Origin of the sequence: Burkholderia sp. ABCPW 11 (assembly GCF_001523445.1) — a bacterium.
Lineage (GTDB): Bacteria > Pseudomonadota > Gammaproteobacteria > Burkholderiales > Burkholderiaceae > Burkholderia.
In genome coordinates, this window is the sequence record NZ_LOVM01000001.1 from 23,607 (window position 1) to 45,887 (window position 22,281).

General features: G+C 66.2%; 25 protein-coding genes. 8 read left to right on the forward strand and 17 right to left on the reverse strand.

Annotation, left to right across the window (positions count from 1 at the left end):
* The first annotated feature begins 2 nt into the window (after positions 1 to 2).
* Positions 3 to 1,421: an FAD-binding oxidoreductase gene (locus WS61_RS00120; protein ID WP_059498700.1), complete on the forward strand. Its 1,419-nt coding sequence runs from the start codon at positions 3 to 5 to the stop codon at positions 1,419 to 1,421.
* Positions 1,422 to 1,453: 32 nt separating this feature from the next.
* Positions 1,454 to 1,699: a hypothetical protein gene (locus WS61_RS00125; protein ID WP_059498701.1), complete on the forward strand. Its 246-nt coding sequence runs from the start codon at positions 1,454 to 1,456 to the stop codon at positions 1,697 to 1,699.
* 97 nt (positions 1,700 to 1,796) lie between these two features.
* Here WS61_RS00125 and WS61_RS00130 read toward each other — a convergent pair whose 3' ends face one another.
* The 3 genes from WS61_RS00130 to WS61_RS00140 are packed head-to-tail and all read right to left on the reverse strand — an operon-like array spanning position 1,797 to position 4,721.
* On the reverse strand, positions 1,797 to 3,149 hold the full coding sequence (locus WS61_RS00130) for a TRAP transporter large permease (protein ID WP_059498702.1): 1,353 nt from the start codon (positions 3,147 to 3,149) through the stop codon (positions 1,797 to 1,799).
* Between the two features lie 4 nt (positions 3,150 to 3,153).
* Positions 3,154 to 3,738, reverse strand: coding sequence for a TRAP transporter small permease (locus WS61_RS00135; RefSeq protein ID WP_059498703.1), 585 nt, complete (start codon positions 3,736 to 3,738; stop codon positions 3,154 to 3,156).
* Positions 3,735 to 4,721, reverse strand: coding sequence for a TRAP transporter substrate-binding protein (locus WS61_RS00140; protein WP_059498704.1), 987 nt, complete (start codon positions 4,719 to 4,721; stop codon positions 3,735 to 3,737). The genes WS61_RS00135 and WS61_RS00140 overlap by 4 nt, the downstream gene beginning before the upstream one ends.
* A 565-nt stretch (positions 4,722 to 5,286) precedes the next feature.
* Here WS61_RS00140 and WS61_RS32255 point away from each other — a divergent pair.
* Entirely contained in the window at positions 5,287 to 5,481 is a 195-nt protein-coding gene (locus tag WS61_RS32255; RefSeq protein WP_082741815.1) for a hypothetical protein, read from the forward strand.
* Positions 5,482 to 5,516: 35 nt separating this feature from the next.
* Here WS61_RS32255 and WS61_RS00145 read toward each other — a convergent pair whose 3' ends face one another.
* The 3 genes from WS61_RS00145 to WS61_RS35450 all read right to left on the reverse strand — a co-directional run bounded on the left by WS61_RS00145 (position 5,517) and on the right by WS61_RS35450 (position 8,225).
* Entirely contained in the window at positions 5,517 to 6,602 is a 1,086-nt protein-coding gene (locus tag WS61_RS00145; RefSeq protein ID WP_257125996.1) for a helix-turn-helix transcriptional regulator, read from the reverse strand.
* A gap of 280 nt (positions 6,603 to 6,882) precedes the next feature.
* Complete coding sequence (locus tag WS61_RS35885) at positions 6,883 to 7,134, reverse strand: hypothetical protein (RefSeq protein ID WP_059498706.1); 252 nt, start codon at positions 7,132 to 7,134, stop codon at positions 6,883 to 6,885.
* Positions 7,135 to 7,754: 620 nt separating this feature from the next.
* Positions 7,755 to 8,225, reverse strand: coding sequence for a hypothetical protein (locus WS61_RS35450; RefSeq protein WP_257125999.1), 471 nt, complete (start codon positions 8,223 to 8,225; stop codon positions 7,755 to 7,757).
* A 238-nt stretch (positions 8,226 to 8,463) separates the two neighbouring features.
* On the opposite strand from WS61_RS35450, the gene WS61_RS00160 reads away from it, so the two are divergent.
* A complete protein-coding gene (locus WS61_RS00160; RefSeq protein WP_059498708.1) occupies positions 8,464 to 9,555 on the forward strand; it encodes an NAD-dependent epimerase/dehydratase family protein in 1,092 nt (363 codons plus the stop codon).
* 267 nt (positions 9,556 to 9,822) lie between these two features.
* Here the strand turns inward: WS61_RS00160 and WS61_RS00165 are convergent, their stop codons facing one another.
* Positions 9,823 to 10,311 (reverse strand): RidA family protein, encoded by a 489-nt coding sequence (locus tag WS61_RS00165; RefSeq protein ID WP_059498709.1) that lies wholly within the window; start codon positions 10,309 to 10,311, stop codon positions 9,823 to 9,825.
* A 227-nt stretch (positions 10,312 to 10,538) separates the two neighbouring features.
* Here WS61_RS00165 and WS61_RS00170 point away from each other — a divergent pair, with 227 nt between their 5' ends.
* Positions 10,539 to 10,838, forward strand: coding sequence for an H-NS family nucleoid-associated regulatory protein (locus WS61_RS00170; RefSeq protein WP_059498710.1), 300 nt, complete (start codon positions 10,539 to 10,541; stop codon positions 10,836 to 10,838).
* 172 nt (positions 10,839 to 11,010) lie between these two features.
* On the opposite strand, the gene WS61_RS00175 is transcribed toward WS61_RS00170, so the two are convergent.
* Together WS61_RS00175 and WS61_RS00180 are read right to left on the reverse strand one after the other, a co-directional pair.
* The gene (locus WS61_RS00175) at positions 11,011 to 11,343 is read right to left on the reverse strand and encodes a cupin domain-containing protein (RefSeq protein ID WP_059498711.1); all 333 of its coding nucleotides are present in this window, start codon (positions 11,341 to 11,343) and stop codon (positions 11,011 to 11,013) included.
* Positions 11,344 to 11,903: 560 nt separating this feature from the next.
* Positions 11,904 to 12,827: a LysR family transcriptional regulator gene (locus tag WS61_RS00180; RefSeq protein ID WP_059498712.1), complete on the reverse strand. Its 924-nt coding sequence runs from the start codon at positions 12,825 to 12,827 to the stop codon at positions 11,904 to 11,906.
* Positions 12,828 to 12,894: 67 nt separating this feature from the next.
* On the opposite strand from WS61_RS00180, the gene WS61_RS00185 reads away from it, so the two are divergent.
* On the forward strand, positions 12,895 to 13,512 hold the full coding sequence (locus WS61_RS00185; protein ID WP_059498713.1) for a LysE family translocator: 618 nt from the start codon (positions 12,895 to 12,897) through the stop codon (positions 13,510 to 13,512).
* Positions 13,513 to 13,546: 34 nt separating this feature from the next.
* Here the strand turns inward: WS61_RS00185 and WS61_RS00190 are convergent, their stop codons facing one another.
* Positions 13,547 to 14,179: an FMN-dependent NADH-azoreductase gene (locus WS61_RS00190; RefSeq protein ID WP_059498714.1), complete on the reverse strand. Its 633-nt coding sequence runs from the start codon at positions 14,177 to 14,179 to the stop codon at positions 13,547 to 13,549.
* A 132-nt stretch (positions 14,180 to 14,311) separates the two neighbouring features.
* Between WS61_RS00190 and WS61_RS00195 the strand changes: the two genes are divergently transcribed.
* Complete coding sequence (locus WS61_RS00195) at positions 14,312 to 15,235, forward strand: LysR substrate-binding domain-containing protein (RefSeq protein ID WP_059498715.1); 924 nt, start codon at positions 14,312 to 14,314, stop codon at positions 15,233 to 15,235.
* Positions 15,236 to 15,241: 6 nt separating this feature from the next.
* Here WS61_RS00195 and WS61_RS00200 read toward each other — a convergent pair whose 3' ends face one another.
* Both WS61_RS00200 and WS61_RS00205 read right to left on the reverse strand, forming a co-directional pair.
* Entirely contained in the window at positions 15,242 to 16,504 is a 1,263-nt protein-coding gene (locus WS61_RS00200; protein WP_059498812.1) for a trans-acting enoyl reductase family protein, read from the reverse strand.
* Positions 16,505 to 16,547: 43 nt separating this feature from the next.
* Positions 16,548 to 17,465, reverse strand: a complete 918-nt coding sequence (locus tag WS61_RS00205; protein ID WP_179949641.1) for an acetoacetate decarboxylase family protein — start codon at positions 17,463 to 17,465, stop codon at positions 16,548 to 16,550.
* Between the two features lie 244 nt (positions 17,466 to 17,709).
* Here WS61_RS00205 and WS61_RS00210 point away from each other — a divergent pair, with 244 nt between their 5' ends.
* Positions 17,710 to 18,117: a DUF3224 domain-containing protein gene (locus WS61_RS00210; RefSeq protein WP_059498717.1), complete on the forward strand. Its 408-nt coding sequence runs from the start codon at positions 17,710 to 17,712 to the stop codon at positions 18,115 to 18,117.
* Positions 18,118 to 18,126: 9 nt separating this feature from the next.
* Here WS61_RS00210 and WS61_RS00215 read toward each other — a convergent pair whose 3' ends face one another.
* The 5 genes from WS61_RS00215 to WS61_RS00235 form a co-directional block, all read right to left on the reverse strand.
* Complete coding sequence (locus tag WS61_RS00215) at positions 18,127 to 19,692, reverse strand: methyl-accepting chemotaxis protein (RefSeq protein ID WP_059498718.1); 1,566 nt, start codon at positions 19,690 to 19,692, stop codon at positions 18,127 to 18,129.
* A gap of 198 nt (positions 19,693 to 19,890) precedes the next feature.
* On the reverse strand, positions 19,891 to 20,301 hold the full coding sequence (locus tag WS61_RS35455; RefSeq protein ID WP_059498719.1) for a VOC family protein: 411 nt from the start codon (positions 20,299 to 20,301) through the stop codon (positions 19,891 to 19,893).
* 103 nt (positions 20,302 to 20,404) lie between these two features.
* On the reverse strand, positions 20,405 to 21,250 hold the full coding sequence (locus WS61_RS00225; protein ID WP_059498813.1) for an MBL fold metallo-hydrolase: 846 nt from the start codon (positions 21,248 to 21,250) through the stop codon (positions 20,405 to 20,407).
* A gap of 18 nt (positions 21,251 to 21,268) precedes the next feature.
* Positions 21,269 to 21,595: a hypothetical protein gene (locus tag WS61_RS00230; protein WP_034208937.1), complete on the reverse strand. Its 327-nt coding sequence runs from the start codon at positions 21,593 to 21,595 to the stop codon at positions 21,269 to 21,271.
* Positions 21,588 to 22,118 carry a hypothetical protein gene (locus tag WS61_RS00235; protein WP_059498720.1) on the reverse strand — a complete coding sequence of 177 codons (531 nt, stop codon included), beginning with the start codon at positions 22,116 to 22,118 and terminating at the stop codon, positions 21,588 to 21,590. Before WS61_RS00235 ends, WS61_RS00230 begins: the two co-directional genes overlap by 8 nt.
* Between the last annotated feature and the right edge of the window lie 163 nt (positions 22,119 to 22,281).

Here is a 22,281-nt window from a genome sequence, read left to right on the forward strand (position 1 = left end):
CGATGAACGCGGTGCCCGCCCATGCGGCACACGCCGCGCAACGGCACGCGCTCGCCGCAGCGCTCGGCGACGGCTGGCTCGACGGCGCGGCGTGCGAGCCGTATGCGACCGACGTCGCGCGCTACGGCGGCGTGCCGCTCGGCGTCGCGCGGCCGGCGTCGACCGCCGACACGCGCGCGCTCGTGCGCGTCGCCGTCGCGCACCGGATCGCGCTCGTCGCCCAGGGCGCGCGCACCGGGCTCGTCGGCGCCGCCGTGCCCGATCGCAGCGGCACGCAATGCGTGGTGTCGTTCGAGCGGATGCGCGCCGTGCGCGCGTTCGATCCGGCCAATCGCAGCATCACGGTCGAGGCGGGCGTGCGGCTGTCCGACCTCAATCGGGTGGCAGGCGAAGCCGGGCTCTGCGTGCCGATCGATCTCGGCAGCGATCCGGCGGCCGGCGGCCTCGTCGGCGCGAACGCGGGCGGCAGCCGCCTGATCAAGTACGGCGACGTGCGCCGTCACGTGCTCGGCATCGAAGTCGTGCTGGCGGACGAAGCCGGCACCGTGATCGACGCGCTCGCGCCACTGCGCAAGCGCAACGCCGGCTTCGACGTCGCACAGTGCTTCATCGGCGCGAATGGCGCGAACGGGCTCGTGACGGCCGTGTCGTTCGCGCTCGCGCCGCTCGAACGGTCGTCGTGCGCGGCGTTCGTCGCGTTCGCGTCGTACGACGCGGCGCTCGCCGGCCTGCTCGCATTCGAGCGTGCATTCGGCGAGATGCTGTCGGCGTTCGAATTCATGTCGGCGGCGGCGATCGGTCGCGTCGCCGCCGTGTTTCCGGCGTTGCGGGTGCCGTTCGAGGCCGACACCGCCGCATGCTACGCACTCGTCGAGATCGCGACCGGCATGCCGGGGCTCGATGCGTTGCTCGAGGAGCGCGCGGTCGCGACGCTCGACGCGCTCGCGCAACGACGCGAGGTGCTCGACGCGGCGTGCGCGCCGGCCGAACGGTTCTGGCGGATTCGCGACGCGCTGCCGGCCGCGGTCGCGCAGGACGGCATGCCGCTGTCGTTCGACGTGTCGTTCCCGCGCGGCGCACTGGCCGGATTCGTCGCCGATGCCGAGCAATGGCTCGCGGCCGCGCATCCGTCGCTGCGCTGCCACGCGTTCGGCCATTTCGGCGACGGCGGCTGCCATCTCGTCGTGTCGATTCCGCATGCCGACGCGCAACGCTACGGGCCGCTGCAGCAGATGGCGCTGCGCGGCGCGCTGTACGACCGCGTCGCGCGCGCGGGCGGCTGCTTCAGCGCGGAGCACGGCGTCGGGCCCGTCAATATCGCGTACTACCGCAAGCACGTGCCGGCCGCGCAACGGCAGGTCGCCGCCGCCGTCCAGCACGCCGTCGATCCGCTGGGCCTGATCGGCCGGGTCCGCTACTGACGCGCCGCTGCGCGGCGCCACGGAGATTTCGCATGATGTTTCGACACTCGCCCGGCCCGCACACCATGGCCGAACCGGACACCGACGAGCATTCGTTCTCCGGCATCCCGGGCCCGTTGCCCGACTCGGGTGTCGTGGTGAACGTGCGCGGCGTCGCTTACGTGATCCGGTTGCCGCCGCGCGACCATGCGCGCCCGGCGCTGTGGCGCGCGCTGGCGGACTGGCGCGACGAACGGTCGGCCGACGGCGACGTCGAGCCGGATGGACGGCAGGATTGAGCAGCCGCGTCGCGACGGCCCGGCAAGCACGCCGCGCATGCGAGCGCGGCGCCGGACCACCTCGGTCGTCCGGCGCCGCGACGGGCGAAGCACGCCGTCAGAACACCGCGTGCCCGCTGATCAGGCTCGGCAGCCACGTCGAGAAGAACGGCAGGTACGTGACGATGTTGATCGCGCTGAAGATCGCCAGATAGTATGGCCACGCCATCTTCGTGGTCTCGCCGATCGACACGTTGCCGATCGCGCAGCCGACGAACTGCACCGACCCGATCGGCGGGTGCACGAGACCGAGCGAGCAGTTCAGCAGCAGCATGATCCCGAACTGCACCGGCCCGACGCCGCACGCCATCGCGATCGGCAGGAACAGCGGCGTCGTGATCAGGATGTGCGCGGCCATGTCGACGAACGTGCCGAGAAACACCTGGATGATGTTGATGTACAGCAGCATCAGCCACGGCGCCGCGGTCGACTGCTTCAGCAACCCTTCGATCGCATCCGGAATCTCCAGGTACGACATCTGGAAGCGCAGCATGTTGGACACCGCGATCAGCAGCAGCACGACGCCCGTCGTGCGCGCCGCATGCGACAGCGCGCGGCGCAGCTTCTCGGCGGTGAGCGTCCGGTAGACCACCGCGGTCAGCACGAGCGAGTAGACCACGGCGATCGCGGCCGCTTCGGTCGCGGTGGCGATGCCCTTCGCGACGCACACGAGGATGATCGCGATCACCATCAGCCCGGGCACCGCGCCGACGAAGCTGCGCAGCACCGCATACCAGCCGGGAAACCGCGGCAGCGCGGACGAGCCGTCTGCGCGGCGCGGATAGCCGTGACGCACGGCCTGCCAGTACGCGGCGGCGAGCACGAAGCCCATCACCCACAACACCGGCAGGAGCCCCGAGAACAGCAGGTCGCCGATCGACACGCCGCTCACCGGCTGGCCGTGCAGCATCCCGGTGATGCCCTGCGCGGCGAACGCGTAGATGATCATGTTGGTCGACGTCGGCATCAGCGCGCCGGCGAGCGACGCATGCGTGGTCACGTTGACCGCGTACGCGGCGCTGTAGCCTTCGCGCTTCATCAGCGGGATCACCACGCCGCCCATCGCCGACGTATCGGCGGTCGGCGAGCCCGACACGCCGCCGAACAGCGTGCACGCGACGACGTTCGCCATCCCGAGGCCGCCGCGGAAGTGGCCGACGCTCGCCTGCGCGAAGCGCAGGATCCGGTCCGCGATGCCGCCATGCAGCATCAGTTCGCCGGAGAAGATGAAGAACGGCACCGCGAGGAACGAGAACGCGTTCATCCCCGAGATCATCGCCTGCATCGCGGTCGCGATCGGCAGGCCTTCGACCATGTAGGTCAGCACGCACGAAATGCCGAGCGCGAACGACACGGGCACGCCGAGGACGAGAAATATCAGAAAACTGACGGACAGGATCGCGAGTTCCATGGCGTTATTGTCCCGACGAAGAACGACGAAGCGCGAGCAGGTGCTCGAGCGAGAAGAGGACGATCGCAACCGCCGCGGGCATCGCGATCAGGTAGCGCACGCCTTCGGGCAGCCCGATGATCGGAATGCGGTCGCCCATCGTCTCGGCGGCCATGCTGCCGCAGCCGATCATGATCATGATCGCGAACGCGATCAGGCTCAGGTGCTGGATCGCGACGACGACCGTGCGCGCCTTCGGCGACAGCCGGCGCACCAGCGAATCGAGGCCGATATGGCCGCCGTCGCGCACCTTCATCGCCGCGCCGAACATCGCGATCACGATCACGAGCAGCAGCGCGATCGGCTCGACGAAATCCGGTGCGTTGTCGAATGCGTAGCGCATCACGACCGCGTAGAACACCAGCACCGTGAGCACCGCGAGGCACGCCGACGCGATCACGGCCAGCACGCGAAACAGCAGGTCGTTCACGCAGCGCAACAGCGGCGCGGCGTGCGGCGGCGCCGCCGTTGCGTCGTCCGGGGCGTCGTCCGGGGCGGCGCCCGGCGCGGCCGCGGCCGCCGCGCCGTTCAGGGAAGTGCGACGCGTCACTTGGTGGCCTCGATCTCGTCGACGATCTGCTTCATCTGCGGCGTCTTTTCATACTTGGTCCACAGCGGCTGCATCGCCTTCACGAACGCCGCGCGGTCGATCTGCGCGGCCGGCAGGATCTTCGCGCCGCCCTTCGTCACCATCTGCTGCGCCGAGGCTTCGCGCGCGGTCCACAGCTTCTGGTAGTACGGCACCGAATCGGCCGCCGCCTTCCTGATCGCCGCCTGCTCCTGCGGCGACAGCGTGTCCCAGACCTTCTTCGAGAACACCAGCACTTCCGGCGTCATCGCGTGCTGCGTCTCCGAGTAATCGGGCGCGACTTCGTAATGCTTGGTTTCCTCGTACGACGGCAGGTTGTTTTCCGCCGCGTCGACGAGGCCCGTCTTCAAGCCCGTGTACACCTCGGCGAACGGCATCGGCGTGGGCGTGCCGCCCATCGCCTTGATCTCGTCGACCATCAGGTCGGACGGCTGCACGCGCACCTTCAGCCCCTTCATGTCCGCCGGCGAGCGCACCGGGCGCTTCGCGTAGATCGAGCGCGCGCCGCTCTCGTAGAACGTCAGCGCGATCATCCCCTTCGCGGTGAACGCATCGAGGATCTTCTGGCCGGCCGGGCCGTACATCGCCTTGCGGAAATGGTCGATGTCGCGGAACAGGAACGGGAACGACGGGATCAGCGATTCCGGCACGATCTCGTTGAACGACGCGCCGTTCACGCGCGCCATGTCGATCGCGCCGATCCGCACCTGGTCGACCGTGTCCTTCTCGGAGCCGAGCGCGCTGTTGCCGAACACCTTGATCGAATCCTTGCCGCCCGTCTGCTTCGACAGCTCGTCGCCCATGAACTTCACGGCCATGTTGGTCGGGAAGTTGTCGCCGTGCACGTCCGCCGAGCGGAACACGCGCGCCTGCGCGGACATCGCGAAGCCGGCCATCAGTGCGACGGCCAGGGCGGCACGGGAGCCGGGGAATCGGTGTTTCATGGTGAGTCTCCTTGATGGTCGATCGTTGTTGTGCCGCGATCCGCCGGCCCGCGCGGGCTTCGCCGATACGCTTCCTCGAACCGCAGAGTCATACGTCGTATGACGTGTTCAGCGAATGTACGTCGGTTAACCGTTTAACTCACTTGGTGCATACCCCTATAACCGCTGCCGTCCATGGTTTTCGGCAGGAAACAGGGAATCGCCTTCTCCAGTTTTACGCTTTTCTGCAAAACGTTTTCCGGAAACGGGTCGGCATGCGAATCGGACGCCGAAGGCGTGGCTTCCCGACATCCGACGGTCTTCTTTCGCTTCGCTTGCCATTGTTATAGGATGACTGATCACACCATCGCCACGCCGTTGCGATGCCACGAGCATGCGCCGGCCCGCATTCCGCATGACGCGATTCGGGCCCGTGGCGCACGGCCGACGACCCGCGCCGGCGGCCGCGGTTCAGGTGTAAGCCAATTCGCTTTCGCGAACGCGCGGGAACCCGTCGTCGCGCGCTCCGCCTGCCAGGCACGCGCGATGCTCGCCGTCATCGCATGCGACGCGAAAGGAGCCAGCGATGTCGACCACGAAGCCATCGGCGACCCCCGAGCCGGCTACCCCGCCGAATGCCGGCGACGAAGGCCCGGCCAATGCGCCGGGCATCGGCGAGGACACGTGCCGCGTCTGCCGGGGCACCGGCAGGGTGGAAGGTCAACCCTGCACCGTCTGCGGCGGGACCGGCAAGATACTGCAGGGAATCGGCGGCGGATAGGTAACAACGCCGCCGCATCTGCGCATATCGATCGCTCAGGTCTGCATGACCAGCGACGTGAGCTGGGCTGCGCGCGCCACGTCCGTTTTCGTGTAGATCGACTTGATCTGCGCGCGGACCGTGCCGATCGACACGCCGCGCAGCGCCGCACACTCCTGCGGCGAGCGCCCGTCGCAGCACAGCAGCACCGCGAGCTCGGCTTCCGCCGACGACAGCCCGTAGAACACCCGCAAGCGCTGTGCGCGCGCTGCCGGCGAACGCAGGTCGGCGGCCGTCATCAGTGCCGCGACGCCGGGCCGCTCGCGCGCGAGGCGTGACTGCTCGGGAACGGGAATCAGCGCAAGCGGCAGCGGCTCGCCCGTCGCACGACGCAGCAACAGCCCGCCGCGTGCGAATGCATGCCGCCATTGCGCGTCGTCGACGCAGCCTTCCGGCGCGAACCGGCCGCTCACGATCCGCAGCGCCGGTTCGGCGGCGATCAGTTGATCGGCCGCGCGGTTCGTATAGCGCAGTTCGCGCTGGGCGCCGAGCAGGAACACCGGCACCGGCACCGCATCGAGCGCCGATTCCGCGGCGGCCACGCGCGCTTCGAGCTCGCCGATGCGCGCGTGGATGCGCAGCGCGCGGCTGATGTGCGCGCCCATGATTTCGATGGTGCGACGCTGCTCGTCGGACAGCCCTTGAGATTCGAGGCCGCTCTGTACGCTGAGGAAAACGCCCGCACCGTCGCCGTGATGGATGTACAGGCCCGAGATGCCGCCGAGCCCGAACGGCTGCATGAATTCCCGATAGAACACGCCATGTGTGCGCTGCCGCACCGACAGGTGCTTCACGTCCTCGAACCAGCGCCCAGCGGGCCAGTCCGCGGCAACCGGCACGACCGGGTCGTACAGGTGGAACTCGGCGTTGTAGCGGTGCAGGCACGCGGCGCCCCATGACGGATCGTCGCCGGCCACCTGCTCGATCGCCGGCAGCCTTGCCGCATCGTCGAACGACAGCAGTATGGCCATGCGCACGCCGACCGACAGACGCAGCCCGTCCAGCACCGCTTCCCATCGTTGGTCGCCCAGCGCCGCAGCGTAGACGTCATCGATCCATGCCGACGGAACCCACCCGTTCATCTGCATCTGGCCACCCCGCGCCATGCGTTTTTGTCGAACGCCGTTCGGGCATCTTAGTCAATCGGCCTCATTGTTCAAATCGTCGATGCGGGTTTGATCGAAATACCACGTTTTCTACCGTTTCTCGTCTGACGTAATGGCCGTTTCGGACATGGCGACGCAATCCGCGTCGACGCAGAAGGGCGCCTGCGCAGCGTCGATCGACGCGATGACATCCGGATGAAAGCACGCAGCCGACGGCGCGACGAAACGTTTTTCGCTGCCCGACTCGACGATGCACTTACTTCATCGTCGCGAACCGCACTTCCATCTCGTCGATCTTCGCGAGCACCGCTTCGCTCAGCTTTCTGACGTGACGCGGCACGTCGGGCGTCGACATCAGTTCCTCGATACGCCCGCGCCAGTATCTCGGATGCCTGACGCGCCCCGCTCCCGACATCGACACGTTGTCGAGGTCCGTCTCGCTGTCCAGCAGCGCCACCATGCGCTGGATATGCGAGAGCTCTCGTTCCACATAGTCTCGTGCGAGCATAGTGATTGAAACTCCCCCGAAATACGGCATCAGGCCTTCGGTCATCAACGCGCCACCGCGCGCGGCGCCGACGATGCACCGCACACGTTGCACGCCAGCGTACGTGACGACCGTGTCAGTCGACTGTGCGAACGCGCACAGCGATCGACGAAGCAACGACAGACCTGTTCGAGTGTTCCGGCGATATCCGGTGCCGGTACCCCGGTGTTCATCGTAGGCGTACCGCCCGGCCGCGGCATCCCCAAAAGTGGGGATGCCGGCCGATATCGATCGGGTAATGACTGACGGAAATGCCGGGGAGCCGGAACGGCCGGAGTGGGTGGCCGGTCGGCTCCGCAGGGCGACGCTGCCGTGCGCTACCGACGATAAGGCGGCGGCGCGAGTTCGAGCGGATCGGGGTTCAGGCGCACCCACGCCACCGCGACACAGTGGCGCCGGGTCGCCGGATTGGCGCTTGACGTCCTGCACGACGGCTTCCACGTCTGACAAATCGGCCGCCGGCAGCGACGTGCCGGTGCGCACGATCGCCGCGAACGCATCGGCCATCTTCCTGAAATCGGCATCCCAGTTGCCACCGCCGTTGTGTTCGAGTTCATGCGCGATACGGCCCGAGATCCGGATCAGTTCGCCCTTCGATCGCGTCCGTATCGTCGGCCGTTCGTCAAAGTGTTAACGCGGTTTTGCATCCGTCGCCGGTGCGCGCGCAACCCGCCGCCCCCGTCAGTCCAGCGGCTCCAGCCCGTCCGGGAGCCCGGATGCGCCGCCGAGCTTCGTATGTTCCAGCGTGCGGCGTCGTTCCAGTCGTAATCCATTCGATAGGAAAACCGGGCATTGGCGCGAAACAGCGCGGCGCGGAATGTCCTGCCGTCGTTCGCGAGCGCGTCGCGCAGTTGCGGCCCGATGCGCATGATCCCGCCGATGAAATCGCGGTGCTCCATGGTCGACACCAGCTCGACGCCGGCCGCCGTCGCATATGACGCACGCGCGCCGTACCGCCCGTCGCCCGGTGCGCTGAAGCAAACGTAAACTTCGCGCCAGCCGGGAAAAGCGGATTGCATGTAGCCGATTACGTGCCTGGCGAATTCGATCACCGCTCTGTCGCGTCGTCGTTCATCGATCGGCCCCGACATGAGATCGGTGACGAGCGTAAACGGACACGACGCGACGCGTCAATGGCCGCCGGCATACCGCCGCGAGGCCCGTTCGCCGAATCCGGAACCGTCAGCGATCCCGAGCATCGCTGCAGGCCACCGGTATCGCGCCGCCTGTCACCCGTTGCATGTCGATCGACGCGCGTGGCGAGTGAAATGACGTGCAAAAAGCGGCATCATGGTGCATCCCCTCCGCAACGGAATCCCGTCCGTGAATATCGATACCGACCTCCCCGTCATGGTGACGGGCGCAACCGGATACGTCGCCGGCTGGCTCGTGCAGCGGTTGCTCGAGGCGGGCCTGACGGTCCATGCGGCCGTCCGCGACCCCGACAGCCCGGACAAGCTGAAACATCTCCAGCGCATCGCGGCCGGCAAGCCCGGCACGATCCGCTATTTCCGCGCCGACCTGCTCGAACCCGGGTCGTACGAGGACGCGATGACGGGTTGCGCGATCGTGTTCCACACCGCGTCGCCATTCACGGTCACCGTTCGCGATCCGCAGAAGGAGCTGGTCGATCCGGCGTTGCTCGGCACGCGCAACGTACTCGAGACGGCCAACCGCATGCCGTCGGTGCGGCGCGTCGTGCTGACCAGCAGTTGCGCGGCGATCTACGGCGACAACGCCGATCTCGCTGCGACGCCCGACGGTATGTTCACCGAAGCAATCTGGAACACCAGTTCGTCGCTCACCCATCAACCCTATTCGTATTCGAAGACGGTCGCCGAGCGCGAAGCGTGGCAGACCGCCCGCCGGCAGCAACGCTGGGATCTCGTCACCATCAATCCGTCGCTCGTGATCGGGCCCGGCATCAATCCGTACGCGACGTCGGAGAGCTTCGAGATCGTCCGGCAGATGGGCGACGGCACGATGAAGGCCGGCGTGCCGGATCTCGGCATGGGCGCGGTGGACGTCCGCGACGTGGCCGACGCGCATCTGCGTGCGGCGTTCTTGCCGAGCGCCAATGGCCGCTATATCGTCTCGGCGCACGACACGAGCCTGCCGGCGATGGCCGCCACGCTGCTGGAACGCTATGGCGCCGACTATCCGATTCCGCGACGCATCCTGCCGAAGTGGCTGGTGTGGCTGGTCGGCCCGCTCGCGAACAAGAGCGTGACGCGCCGCGTGATCGCGCGCAACGTCGGGCTGCGCTGGCGCGCGGACAACAGTCGCAGCCGCAATGAACTGGGCATCCGCTATCGCCCGCTCGCCGAGTCGATGAACGACTTCTTTCAGCAGCTCGTCGAAACCGGGCAATTGCGGCGATGAACCGCTTCGCTCAGCGGCGGCTCGGCGACGATGGCGCAAACTTCAAAACCCTGCCGGCGGTAAGTTCGCGCGAAGCTCGCGCGGCATGACCTCGATCGCCCGGACCTACCCTCCGGTCAGATCGCCTTCCTGCTCGGCTACCGGAGTCCGCATTCGTTCTTCCGCGCATTCGATGAACGGACCGCGATGACGCCCGAAGCCGCCCGCTCGCGCACGGCGCGCCGATCGACGCAAGGCGGCCCGTTCCGTCGGCGCGGCCATGCCCGGTCAACCAGCGGCGCCGCTGCGATTCAGCCCGAAAATGAAATCGGCTTCGACCGACGCGCCCTTCGGCAATTGCAGCACGCCGACCGACGTGCGCGTATGGACGCCGGCGTCGCCGAGCACTGCATACAACACGTCCGACGCACCATCGGCCACCTCGCTTTGCATCGTGAAGCCGGGCGCGCTTCGCACGTACACGGTCATGCGCGGCACCGTCGCGATCGCATCGAGCGTGCCGCACTGCTTGCGGATCAGCGCCAACGCGCGCAGTGCGGAAATGCCGGCCGCGCGACGGCCGTCGTCCAGCGAAACGGATTCGCCCACGATGCCGACGAAATGCACGACTTCCCCGATTCGCGGAATCTGGCCGGCGACGTAGGCCGTCGCTCCGTCGACCAGGACGGGCGTGTACTTTCCGCCGATCCTGATCGGTTCGTCCGGATCGAATCCGAAATCGGCCGCGACCTGTTTCAGTTTGTCATCCCTGTTCATCAGTGAATTCCCCAATCCTTCTGAAAAAAGATAAAGAATAATTGAGTCTCCGAAGCTTGTCCCGCATGAGAAGATCGGACGCAAACGATCCAATCAAACGACTTCTCAGGTGTTCGAAGCAGTCGTGCATTGCCATATCCGCAATACAATTCGTAGTCGGCGCAATTTTCTTCGTCATTTCCGGTTGAAACCGCTATCATGTATGGACACAACCTGAAGAGTGATATATGGCAACTTACAAGGAACTGAAAGCTCAAATGGACGCTTTGGCCGAGAAAGCCGAAGCAGCGCGCGCCGCTGAATTCCAGGCGGTCGTCGACGACATCCGCACCAAAGTCGCGGAATACGGCATTACCGAAAAAGACATTTTCGGTACGCGCCGCGGTCGGCCGGCCAGACAGTCGGGCGCTCCCGTGCAGGCAAAGTATCGCGATCCGAAGACCGGGGCGACCTGGTCGGGCCGCGGTCGCGCGCCCGCATGGATCAAGGATGCGAAGAATCGCAATCGATTCCTGATCCAGGAATAAGATTCCCCGCATGGGCCGGCGCGTGATTCGACACGCTGTCCGGCAATTTGGGCATTGATTGGCGCATCGATACCGGCGGCATTCCAAAGCCGCTCCGGTCGACGAGGTTTTGCCCGATCGGCGTGTCGCGCACAGGTCAATCCACCGATCGTGCCGCACGCCCATCCTTTCTTCAGCGTTCGTAATAGATCGCAAGCCAGACGGTTTGCACTTCGTCATGCGTCCATGCGACACGATGACGGCAATGCGGCTCGATCAGCACGTAATCTCCGGCGCGCATATCGAGCCGCGTCGCATCCTCTTCGAATTCGAGCACGGCCGCGCCGGACAGCAGCACGACCCATTCGGCCCGCGGGTCGTCATACCAGAACCCGTCCGGGCTCGCATGCCCCATCGATACGATCCGCTCGACGTTCACGCGCGGGCCCGTGACGAGCATGTCGATTCGCTCGTCGCCGCCGCGCCGCCCGTCGGCGGCGAATAAATTACCGGTTTGAAGTTGCATGGCTTCGCCTCGTCGTCGATCTTCGGGTAAAGGATGCGGATTTAAAGGCAACGGGAAATATTTGCTGCAGCCTGACGCGCCCCGGCTTGCCCATGTGCCGTTAAAAGCCGTGTCAAAAAGATGAAGAATGACGAGGATTTCATCGGCGCTCATTCGTTGCAAAGATAAAACACGCACCGGCATTCTTTTAGCGACACACGCACCATCACGCGTCATTTCCGGTAAAGCCGATCGACCTCCTGCCGGCCTCCGCAGCGTCGAGCCAGGGCAATCGGCCGCGAACATTCGGCCGGCAATTCGGTATCCTGCTTGCAGCGCGCGCCCCGCTCGATGCATTTTCCGTTCGCTGGCCGACACGAGCAAGCATCGGGAAGTCCATTCATGCTTTATTTCGATTCGCGGTGGCGTTTGCCCGACGAGCGGCGACATTGCCGGGGGCGTCGATATCGATGCGAGCGCCGACGAAGTACCGGCTCTCGCGGCGCGCAGGATCGCATGGTGTGCCGCGCATCCGGGCACGCGCTTCGCCGGTCATTCGAAAGCGCGCCCGACAGCCGTCGTCAGACCATCGCCCTCAACCATCCCAGCAACGCCGCGTGCGCACTCCCATCCATCGCCGGCGTCGGCGTCAACAGGTAGTAATCCGATCCATCCTCGACGAACCCCATCGGCGCAACCAGCACACCGCTTTCGATGTCGTCGCGCACCAGGTGCCACGGTCCGATCGCGACTCCCAGCCCCGCGACGGCCGCCTGCAGACTGAAATAGAAATGATCGAACCGCTGCCCGCGCCCATTCGCGGCCGGTTGATTCGCCGCCGCCGCCCAGGCATTCCATGCGTCCGGCCGGGTGCGTGTATGCAGTCGCACAGCGTCGGGCTTCAACGCGCGGGCACCGCGACGCGACGCAAACCACGCACCGACCTTGTCCGGCCGGCAAACCGGCCCCACGCGTTCGGCGAACAGATGCTCGGCGTGATACGCCGCCGGCCACGCAAAATCGTTGCGACGAATCGCCATGTCGATGCCGCTGTCGAACGAGAACGGCCCGCCGGCAGCGGCCAGATGGATATCGACGCCCGCATGCTGCGCCTGGAAATCCGGCCAGCGCGGCATCAGCCAGCGCATCAGGAGCGTCGGCTCGCACGACAGGACCGAACGCCGCGCCCGGGCAGCGTCGGTACGCAAGGCGTGGGCGGCGTGACGCATCAGGCCCAGGCCGTCATGGACGGCCTGCGCGAGGGTGCGGCCCGCCTCGGTCAGGAACACGCGACGGCTGCGCCGCTCGAACAGCGCCACGCCCAGATCGTCCTCGAGCAGACGCACCGCGCGACTGACCGCGCCATGGGTCAGGCACAGCTCGTCGGCCGCGCGGCTGAAATGCTCGTGACGCGCCGCCGCCTCGAAACACCGCAGCGCCATCAGCGACGGCAGGCCGGTACGGATCGATTGTGATTCAAACTCACCATTCTGGTCAGAAATCATCGTTTTTCCCGATGAAGCACGATGGATACGATTGTGCCATCAACATATCCGTCGCAGGAGCAACGCCATGACCGAATTGATAGTCGTAGTCACCATCACGCTGCTGGCCGTCATCAGCCCGGGGCCGGACTTCGCGATGGTCACGCGCAACAGCCTGATGCTGTCGCGTCGTTCCGGCGTACTCACCGCATGCGGGATCGGGCTCGGCGTGATCGTTCACGTGAGCTACACGCTGCTGGGCGTCGGGCTGCTGATTCGTCAGTCGGCGTGGCTCTTCAATACCGTCAAGCTGATCGGCGCGATCTACCTGGTCTACCTCGGCGCAAGGATGCTCATGACGAAAGCCGGCGGCGTGCAAGCCGACACCGCCGTGGCGCCGCTGTCCGATCTCGCCGCGCTGCGCACGGGCTTTCTGACGAATGCGCTGAATCCCAAAACCACGGTGTTCATCGTCAGCCTGTTCATGCAGGCAGTCCGGCCCGACACGCCGTTGATCGTGCAGATCGGCTACGGCGCATTCATCGCGGCCGCCCATGCCGGCTGGTTCGGCCTCGTGGCGCTCTGTTTCTCGGCCACGGCTGTCCGCGATCGCCTGCTGTCGCTGAGGCACTGGATCGATCGCACGTTCGGATGCGTGCTGGTGGGCTTCGGCGTCGCGCTCGCCATCGCCCAGGGCGGGCGCTGAGTCAACCCGCTCCGGCTGCGCGGGGCCGTCAACGTCAGAACGTCCGCGCGATCGCCCGTGCCTCGTCGATCGCCCGGCTCCGATCGACCTTCCCGTCCGCACCGAACAACGTGCGCTCGACGACGATTCCGGTGACATCCGTCACGCCCACGAACTTGAGCCACGTTTCCATGTAAGGGCGCTGCAGATCGAACTCGGCGGCCGGCGTAAACGACCCCGGCGCCTGGTAGGCGAGCCCGCGTGCATAGACCACCGCCGCCTTTTTGCCGGCCAGCTTGCCGGCAAACCCCGCTGCGTCGAACGTGAACAACACATCCTTCTGCGAGATCACGTCGATCAGGTGCTTGAGCTTGTACGGAATACTGAAATTCCACAGCGGCACGCCGAACAGGAATTTGTCCGCTTCGTGGAACGGCGCCGCGAGCCGTTCGATCTGCTGCCACGCTACCGCCTGCTCCGGCGTCAACGCCGTGCCGCTCAACCCGGCATATTTCGCGGCCAGCGCGGCGCCGTCGAATTCGGGCATCGGCAGATCCCAGATATCGAGCTTCCGAATCTCGTGATCGGGATGGGCATGCCGGTACGCGTCGAGAAACGCATCGCACACCTCGATGGACGCCGAATAAGCCTTGTTGGGTGAGCCTTCGATATAGAGTACGCGTGTCATGGCACCGGTCCTTGCCAAGGGTGACGACGGCGCGCCCGATGCGCGCTCGCCCACCGCGCTTCACAGCCTATCCGGCCGGCCTATAATCGGGAAACGATATTAATTGATCAAATTAACCCGGATTGGTGATGAATGAATCCTCCTCTCGACACGGCGCTGCTTCATACCTTCGTTGCGGTTGCCGACGTGCGCAGCTTCACCCGCGCCGGGCGGCGGCTGAACCTCAGCCAGTCCGCGGTCAGCGCGCAGATCGTTCGCCTCGAGGAACAGGTCGGGCAGGCGCTGCTCGTGCGCAATACGCGCAGCGTGACGCTGACCGCGCATGGCGAGACGCTGCTCGGCTACGCGCGGGCGATGCTCAACCTGAGCGAGGAAGCACGGGCCAGGCTGGGAACGGGTGACGCCGTCGATGCCAAGCTGCGGATCGGCGTGTCGGAGGACTTCGCAGGCGGCTGGCTTGCGGACCTGATGCGTCGCCACGGCGCCGCGCGGCGCGGCCTGCGACTGGATCTGGTCGTCGACATCGGCGACAGCCTGTTTCGACGGCACGCCAACGGCGAATTCGATCTCGTGATCGGCAGCCGGTGCTCGCACTCGGGCCACGGCACGACGTTGTGGCGAGAGCCGCTCGCCTGGGCGTTCGCGCGCCACGAGCCGCTTCCGGAAGGCGACGTGCCGCTCGCGTGCTTCCCCGATCCGTGCCCGTACCGCGGCGCCGCCATCAAGGCGCTCGCGCTGGCCGGCATGCGCTACCGGATCGCGTGCGAAAGCCCGAGCGTGACCGGCATCCGGACCTTCGCACGGGCCGGCATCGCGATCGCGCCCGTGCCGCGCAGTGCGATCGACGACACGCTCCGCGAATTGGGCTTGCCCGAAGGTTTGCCGGCGCTGCCGGAGATGGAATTCGTGATGATGCACGATGCGCGGATGCCGGCGGCCGCCGAATTCGCCGCGACGATTCTGGACGAGACGGCTGCCCGCACGGGCGCGGGCAAGGGTAGCCGCGAGCGTCGCCGCCGGGCGTCCACGACGCCCCCGCCCCGCTCGAATCGCTGACGCGAACTACGGTCGAATCACCTCGAAACGCAACCCGGCATGGCGAACCAGACGCTCGATATAGCGTTCGTCGAACATCGTCGCGGGCGTCCAGAAGCCGCCGCCGCGCCCGGTCTTCACGCCGTCGCGGTGGCAATCGAGCGCGAGACCGATCGCGGCCTGGCCGAGCATCTTGCCGGTGGAGCCGTAGCCGGGATCGCGATCGCCGGTGACTTTCACACGCAAGGTACGCCCGTCGTCGGCGCGGCCGAAGAAGCGCAAATCGTAGCGGCCGGCCTGCTGGGCGTCGATGCTCGGCCCCTCGCCCGGCTTCGGCAGCAGGAAGCGCTCCATCAGGCCGCGCAACGGCCCGACGAGGACGCCGACCATGAATGCGCCGAGGCCCGCCACCATCGTCAGCGCGATCATGCGCCCCTTCAGGCCCGTGCCCGTCATCACGGCTTCGTCATAGGTGAAGCGGCTGCCGTACGCATTGTCCGCCAGCGCATTGGAGCGGTAAACGACGCGCTCGTTGATCGCCGCCATCACGAACGGCGCGATCCACGCATCGCAGTCGCGATCGAATTCGGCGGACCGAACCGCATGCTGCCGCACCGTGAAACCATGCCGTTGCGGACACAACGAATAAGGATCGAGCAGTTCCCGACGCAACGCCGGATCGGCCGCCGCTTCTCGCACGACGTTGATCACGCTGGCCACGGTGCCCCCCGACGCACCGCCCTTCAACGTTTTGACGCGCATTTTCACGTGCGCGGCCGGTTCGCCCCACTGCCGCCGCGCCTGTTGCTGCAGGAAGAAAACACCCATGTCGGACGGCACCGAATCGAAGCCGCAGCAATGCACGATGCGCGCGCCCGATTGCTGGGCCGCGGGCTCGTACCTGTCGATCATCCGCCGGATCCACTGCGTCTCGCCGGTGAGGTCGCAGTAGTCGGTGCCGGTTTGCGCGCAGACCCGGACCAGCGGCTCTCCGTACAGCGCGTAAGGGCCGACGGTGGACACCACCACCCGCGTTTGCGCGCACAGCGCCCGAAGCTGCGTTTCGTCGGCCGCGTCGGCGACGATGATCGGCACGGATTGCCCGACCGCGCCGAGCGTATCCCGGACCTGCCTGAGCTTCGCGTCGGACCGGCCCGCGATCGCCCAGCGCAGCGTGTCGCCGGCACCGGCAGCCGCGCCGGACAGATAATCGGACAGGTAACGGGTCAGGATCTGCCCGACGAAACTGGTGGCACCGAATACGACGAGATCGTAGGTCGGTTGGGGCATGGACGACTCCTTGCGTGCGCGCGCGTCGCACGTATCCGTATCGTTAGCGTGGCTTGCCGGGCTCATCGAAGGCCGTCAAGGGTGTCGGCAGGTTCAGGACCAATTGTGCATCCTCGACCACGTCGAGACGCATGATCGTGGATGCGCCGAGCCCGTCGAGCAACTGGCTGAGCGGCCCACCGTGCCGCGCCAGCTCGACGTTGCGCGGCAACAGGCGCTGCGCAAACGACAGCATGTTGGTCTGGACCGACGACTCGTGCCATTCGCCGTCGATGCGATTGACCATCGTCGTCGTCGCCATGTGCGATTGCGACGGGACACGGCTCAGCGCCGGCAGCGGCACGCTGAGGCTCAGATCCGGTCGGCCTTCCGGTCCGGCGATACGCGCGCGGGCCGTCGCACCGACGTTCACGTCGATCTCGGCGAGCCACTTGGGCAACCGATAGCCGTGCACGCCGCGCACCCGCGCGATTTCCGTCGTGACCGGCAGTGCCAGCACGTGCGCGAAGAAACTCCGGCGCCGCATCGAGTCGATCAGTTCGAGCGCGTGCGAGCCTTTCGCGCCGGGCCGGCGGATCACCACCGCGACGGATACTTCGTCATACGGATCGTTGTCGCAGACCGCGTACGAAAAGAACGTCAGCGCGACGATCCCGTATCCGGGGAACGCCCGCAGCGGTTCGAGCGGGATCGGCAGCGTCGTCCGCAGGCGTTCGAGCGGCGCGAGGAACAGCAGTTGAATGCTGCTGGAACGGTAGTAGAAGTTCGGCGCCCACGTCGGGCCGACCCGCGAAGCGACCTGACGCTTCGGAAACCGCCGGAAAAAATCGATGTTTCCCGCTGCGGGATCGCGCGCCACCGCATCCAGGTCCGGATTCATCCGGAACCGGTCGTAATACCCGCCCTCGGGCACGTCGACCGTGTGCGGCCCGAATTCGACCTGTGTAAAACGCCTGTCCATGTCCATTGCCTCTCGTCGATGATCGACCGTGGCAAGCGAGATCCGAAGCCTGCCGCTGCCGCCAGCAAGCACTCTAAGCTTCAAGCCGACTTCAAGGTCAAGGTGACGAGTAGAGGAATCTGTCGGACGGCTGTGGCGCGGTCAATCGGGCTCGCGAAGGACGGCGACCGACGCACCGCGATCGGCCCACCGTCGACGGAGTCCGCTTATAGTATTGACTGCCCATTCGACGAGGAAAACAGTCATGAAACTGCAGGCCAGCGGTCCGTTCGAAGTGAAGCTGAATCCGGAACCCTTGAGTCACGTCGCGGAGAACAGCGGACTCGGCCGCATGTCGCTGGACAAACATTTTCATGGCGATCTGGAAGCCGTCAGCCACGGAGAAATGCTCGCATTTCGCAGCAGCGTTCAGGGTTCGGCCGGCTACGTGGCGATGGAAACCGTCGAAGGCGTGCTCGGCGGACGCAAGGGCAGGTTTGTCCTGCAGCACAGCTCCACCATGACGCGCGGGCAGCCGACGCAGTCGATCACGGTCGTGCCCGATTCCGGAACGGACGAATTGCTCGGCCTGTCCGGCGCGATGCGCATCGACATCGACGACGGCCGGCATACGTACCGCTTCGACTACGCGTTGCCGGACGCGCCGCAATAATCCCGCACGTCACGCGAGCGCCGCGTCGCGCAGACGGAACTGCGCGACCGCCGCGCTCAACCGCGAGCCCTGTTCGTCGAGCGACAGCGCCGCGGCCGCCGCTTCCTCGACCAGCGCGGCATTGCGCTGCATCGTCTGCTCCATCTGGATCACCGCGGCGTTCACCTGCTCGATGCCCGACGACTGCTCGTCGAATGCCTGGCTGGTTTCGCCCATGATCGCGTTCACCCGCTCGACCGCCGCGACGAGCTCGGCCATCGCCGAGCCGGCCGCCGCGACGAGGCCGCTGCCGTCTTCGACGCGTCGCGCGGAATGGCCGATCAGGTCGCGAATTTCCTTCGCCGCGGCTGCACAGCGCTGTGCGAGCCCGCGCACCTCGGTGGCGACGACCGCGAACCCGCGCCCCTGCTCGCCCGCGCGCGCGGCTTCGACGGCGGCGTTCAACGCGAGGATGTTCGTCTGAAACGCAATGCTCTCGATCACGCCGACGATGCCGGAGATGCGCGTGGAGCTGTGCGAAATCTCCGACATCGTCTCGACGACGCGCTGCATCGCTTCGCCGCCGCGCGACGCGATGCCGGCCGCGCCCTCGACGTACGTGCGCGCGTCGCGCGCGTTGTCCGCGTTCTGGCGCACGGCCGCCGTCAGTTGCTCGACGCTCGCGGCCGCCTGCTGCAGCGACACGGCCTGCTGCTCGGTACGCGCGGACAGGTCGACGTTGCCGCTCGCGATCGTGCGCACGTCGCCGACGATCGTCTCGGTGCTCGCGCGCACCTGGCTCACCGTATCGACGAGGCCGTCCTGCATCCGCTTCAGCGCATTCAGCAGATACGCCATTTCATTCTCGCCCGGGACGACGACGGCGCCGGTCAGGTCGCCTTTCGAAATTTTTTCGAACTGCTCGACCGCGAGATTGATCGGCTCGATGATCGCCTTCGCGAGCACGCGCTGGGCCAGGAACCCGACGACGAGCGCCAGCACCGCGACCGCTCCCATCCCCCACACGATCCAGTGGAAATGCCTGCCGGCCGCATCGTAGCGGGCCTTCTGGCGCGTGACCTGGAACGACTCGAGCGCGTCGATCGCCGCCTGGTAGGCGGCGAACAACGCCGGCGGCGCGGTGCGCTGCGTGTCGAGGAAGTTGAACGCGTCGTCGCCGTCGAGCTGCGACAGCGCCTTCAGGAACACCCGGTCGAGCAGTGTGCGCCGGCGGTCCTGCAGCGTGTCGAACAGCGCCTGCTCGCCGGCGTCGCGCGCATGCAGGCGCGTGTATGCATCCAGTTCATCGTTGCTCTGCTTGAGCAGCGTGTGAAGTTGCGCGACTTCCTCCTTCGCGGGCTGGCCGGCGCTGATGATCTGCGCGACGTCGCTCATGCGTTCGCGCAGCACCAGCATCCGCTCGGAGCTGGTCTTCAGGTGCAGCAGCGACGCGGTGTCGTCGCGGTACATCGCCTCGAGCGAGCCGTTGCCGATGTAGAGGGCCGCGATGCAGGCGCCGACCACCAGCACGAGCAGCACGGTATAACCGGCGATGGTCGCGACGAGTCCACCACGGATAGTGAGTTGTTTTCGCATGACGTTCCCTTGAGCCGGCCGGGCACGGCCAGCGGCGGAGGTGAATTCCGGAACACGAACGACGCGCGCCGTGGCGCAGTACCGGCGCGGGGCTGCGAACGGGTTAACGGCTCGGGGAACGGGCGGCTTTTATCCGCATGCGACGCGAATCTTGACGATTGCGACAGAGGGGGGGGGGGGGAAACCGAGGCAGCGCGACTAGCCGCCGTCGCCGAGCCTCGCACGAATCTCGTCGGCCGACAGGTCGCGCTGGTGCGTCGCGATCTGCCAGACGTTTCCCCACGCGTCCTTCACCATCGCCCGCCGGTCGCCGTACGGCATGTCGGCGGGCGCTTCGAGCGGGATCGCTTGCGCCGCGAGCGCCCGTCGATAGGTGGAGTCCGTGTTCGGAACATACACGTACAGAAACGCCGGCATCGGATCGCGCAGGCCGCCTCCGTCGCTGACCATCACGACGGAGTCGCCGATCCGGATCTCGGCAGGCAAGCCGGCACGGCATTCGCCTTCTGCGTCGAACACCGTGCGGATGAAGGCGACCAGGTTGCGCGGATCCGGCACGACGATCCGCGGCGTGACGGTATGCCATCCATCGGGTTGAAATGGAGCCATGATGTGCGACCTCCGACGAGATTTCAGGCTGGATTGTCCTCCTCGAACGGCAACCTGCAAAGCGGGCGCGCGGTATCGACCGCGAACGTTTCCGTGCATCGCTTCACGTGTCGGTCTCGTAAAACAGGCCGTATTCGCCGTTCGTTCGCCCGATTCGCGCGAACCCGGGTTCCCCCAGATGCATGCCGGCGATCAGCAGCCCTTCCGAGCTGGCCCGGTCGAGCAGTCGCGCACGCGTCGCCGCCGCCTGCGACGCATCCTGGTCGAACGCAATCGAGACGTCCGGCCGCTTGATCTGGATGTGCGGGAAATGCACGATATCGCCCCACACGAGCAGGCCCTGATCACCGGATTCGAGCACATAGCCGGTATGTCCGTCGGTATGCCCCGGTAGCGGGATCGCAGCGATTCCGGGCAGCACCTCGCCTTCGTCGAAGGTCCGAAGCGCGTCGCCGTAAGCGTCGAATGCCTGACGCGCGATCCGGAAATTGCCGCGGGCGCGCTCGCTGGCGCGGCTCAGATTGCCGTCGTCGCGCCAGAACGCGACCTCGCGTCGATGCGCGAGCAGCTCCGCATTCGGAAACGCAACGTGTCCGGCGGCATTCACCAGCCCGCCGATGTGGTCGGGATGGGCGTGCGTGAGCAAAACCGTGTCGATCTCGGCAGGATCGATGCCGGCCAGCCGTAAGTTGTCCTGCAGACGGCCGCCCCATTGCCTGATGCCGCCGGCTCCTGCATCGACGAGAATCGTGCGGCCCGCGCCGCGCACGACGTAGCAGTTGATATGCACGGCGGACGGCTCCTGCTGCCCGGCCGCGCGCTGCATGCCGGCAGCGTCGGCCACGTCGATATTCGACAGGAAATCGAGGCTGGCCGTGAGGTAGCCGTCGCTGATCGCGGTGATCGTGAAATCCCCGACACGCTGACAGGGAAACGTAACGTTGGACATCATGCTTCTCCGGTGCGGCTAGTTTCGCGCGTGAAGGTTCGGCACGGCATGACCGAAACAGCGGATGCGCGCCGTCAGCCCCGTGCGGCGAACGACGGCGCGATCCAGCGCTTCCATGAACGCGTCCATGACCGCGGGCGGACGGAACGATTCCACGCGATACCGGATTTCCGCGAAAACGGGATGCCCGCAGCCGTGCCGAACCGCCACGTAAATGACGTGGACGTTCCTGACTTCTGCCTGAAGGACACGCGTACAGAGTTCGATGCAATCGCCGGAAAGTTCGGCGAGGCGCGCGTCGGGCGGCATGCGTTCCGCATCGATATGGAAAGTCACGTTAGGCATCGCCGCGCTTCTTCGTCAGTTGCATCGTCATCGGTGCGTACAGGTCAAGGCCGGCCGGTACGTCGTCGACGAGCGGGGCATCGCTCCGGGGGAGTACCGCGAGCCAGCGGCGCGCCGGAAACCGCTCCAGTGCAACGGCCTCCATGGCCAGCGGCTTCAGGCCCAGTTCGATCAGCGGGCCGGGGCCGCTGTCGCTCAGCACGAGCAGTTCGTCGGCGTCGACCGCCGGCGCATGATCGATATCGCCGTAGAGATTGCGGTGCCAGTCGGTGATGTGCTGCTGCCAACGCGCGAAATTGCCGCCGCCTTTCCGTCGATATTCATCGCCGGTCAGCACGTCGAGACCGTCGATCGTGTGAATGGCCAGATAAACGGGGCAGCCGCCGCTTATCGCCCTGAAGCGCTGCGACGTGTGAAAGCCGGCGACCGAGATGAGGGCCGGCAGCTTGTCGTCGCTGTAGAAATCGTTCCATTCGGCTTCGCTGGCGGCGTCGGCGAAGCTGCATTCGACGGTATAGATCATTGGATCGTCCTTCGTGACGAGTGAGCATCCTGCACCTCGAATACGGGATATTCAGTGCAGTGACGTAATGCTAATCTGCTGTCTTTCACACAGATATCGACTTAAAGTCAGCCTTCAGTGACATTTGATCAAGCTGACCGTCGAACGCACCCCGACCGGCGAA

Bases quoted from the DNA above. Each gene is read 5' to 3' on its own strand.
- WS61_RS00120 (WP_059498700.1), top strand. From the start codon at position 3: ATGAACGCGGTGCCCGCCCATGCGGCACACGCCGCGCAACGGCACGCG.
- WS61_RS00125 (WP_059498701.1), top strand. From the start codon at position 1,454: ATGATGTTTCGACACTCGCCCGGCCCGCACACCATGGCCGAACCGGAC.
- WS61_RS00130 (WP_059498702.1), bottom strand. From the start codon at position 3,149: ATGGAACTCGCGATCCTGTCCGTCAGTTTTCTGATATTTCTCGTCCTC.
- WS61_RS00140 (WP_059498704.1), bottom strand. From the start codon at position 4,721: ATGAAACACCGATTCCCCGGCTCCCGTGCCGCCCTGGCCGTCGCACTG.
- WS61_RS32255 (WP_082741815.1), top strand. From the start codon at position 5,287: ATGTCGACCACGAAGCCATCGGCGACCCCCGAGCCGGCTACCCCGCCG.
- WS61_RS00145 (WP_257125996.1), bottom strand. From the start codon at position 6,602: ATGAACGGGTGGGTTCCGTCGGCATGGATCGATGACGTCTACGCTGCG.
- WS61_RS35885 (WP_059498706.1), bottom strand. From the start codon at position 7,134: ATGCTCGCACGAGACTATGTGGAACGAGAGCTCTCGCATATCCAGCGC.
- WS61_RS00160 (WP_059498708.1), top strand. From the start codon at position 8,464: ATGGTGCATCCCCTCCGCAACGGAATCCCGTCCGTGAATATCGATACC.
- WS61_RS00165 (WP_059498709.1), bottom strand. From the start codon at position 10,311: ATGAACAGGGATGACAAACTGAAACAGGTCGCGGCCGATTTCGGATTC.
- WS61_RS00170 (WP_059498710.1), top strand. From the start codon at position 10,539: ATGGCAACTTACAAGGAACTGAAAGCTCAAATGGACGCTTTGGCCGAG.
- WS61_RS00175 (WP_059498711.1), bottom strand. From the start codon at position 11,343: ATGCAACTTCAAACCGGTAATTTATTCGCCGCCGACGGGCGGCGCGGC.
- WS61_RS00180 (WP_059498712.1), bottom strand. From the start codon at position 12,827: ATGATTTCTGACCAGAATGGTGAGTTTGAATCACAATCGATCCGTACC.
- WS61_RS00185 (WP_059498713.1), top strand. From the start codon at position 12,895: ATGACCGAATTGATAGTCGTAGTCACCATCACGCTGCTGGCCGTCATC.
- WS61_RS00190 (WP_059498714.1), bottom strand. From the start codon at position 14,179: ATGACACGCGTACTCTATATCGAAGGCTCACCCAACAAGGCTTATTCG.
- WS61_RS00195 (WP_059498715.1), top strand. From the start codon at position 14,312: ATGAATCCTCCTCTCGACACGGCGCTGCTTCATACCTTCGTTGCGGTT.
- WS61_RS00200 (WP_059498812.1), bottom strand. From the start codon at position 16,504: ATGCCCCAACCGACCTACGATCTCGTCGTATTCGGTGCCACCAGTTTC.
- WS61_RS00205 (WP_179949641.1), bottom strand. From the start codon at position 17,465: ATGGACAGGCGTTTTACACAGGTCGAATTCGGGCCGCACACGGTCGAC.
- WS61_RS00210 (WP_059498717.1), top strand. From the start codon at position 17,710: ATGAAACTGCAGGCCAGCGGTCCGTTCGAAGTGAAGCTGAATCCGGAA.
- WS61_RS00215 (WP_059498718.1), bottom strand. From the start codon at position 19,692: ATGCGAAAACAACTCACTATCCGTGGTGGACTCGTCGCGACCATCGCC.
- WS61_RS35455 (WP_059498719.1), bottom strand. From the start codon at position 20,301: ATGGCTCCATTTCAACCCGATGGATGGCATACCGTCACGCCGCGGATC.
- WS61_RS00225 (WP_059498813.1), bottom strand. From the start codon at position 21,250: ATGTCCAACGTTACGTTTCCCTGTCAGCGTGTCGGGGATTTCACGATC.
- WS61_RS00230 (WP_034208937.1), bottom strand. From the start codon at position 21,595: ATGCCTAACGTGACTTTCCATATCGATGCGGAACGCATGCCGCCCGAC.
- WS61_RS00235 (WP_059498720.1), bottom strand. From the start codon at position 22,118: ATGATCTATACCGTCGAATGCAGCTTCGCCGACGCCGCCAGCGAAGCC.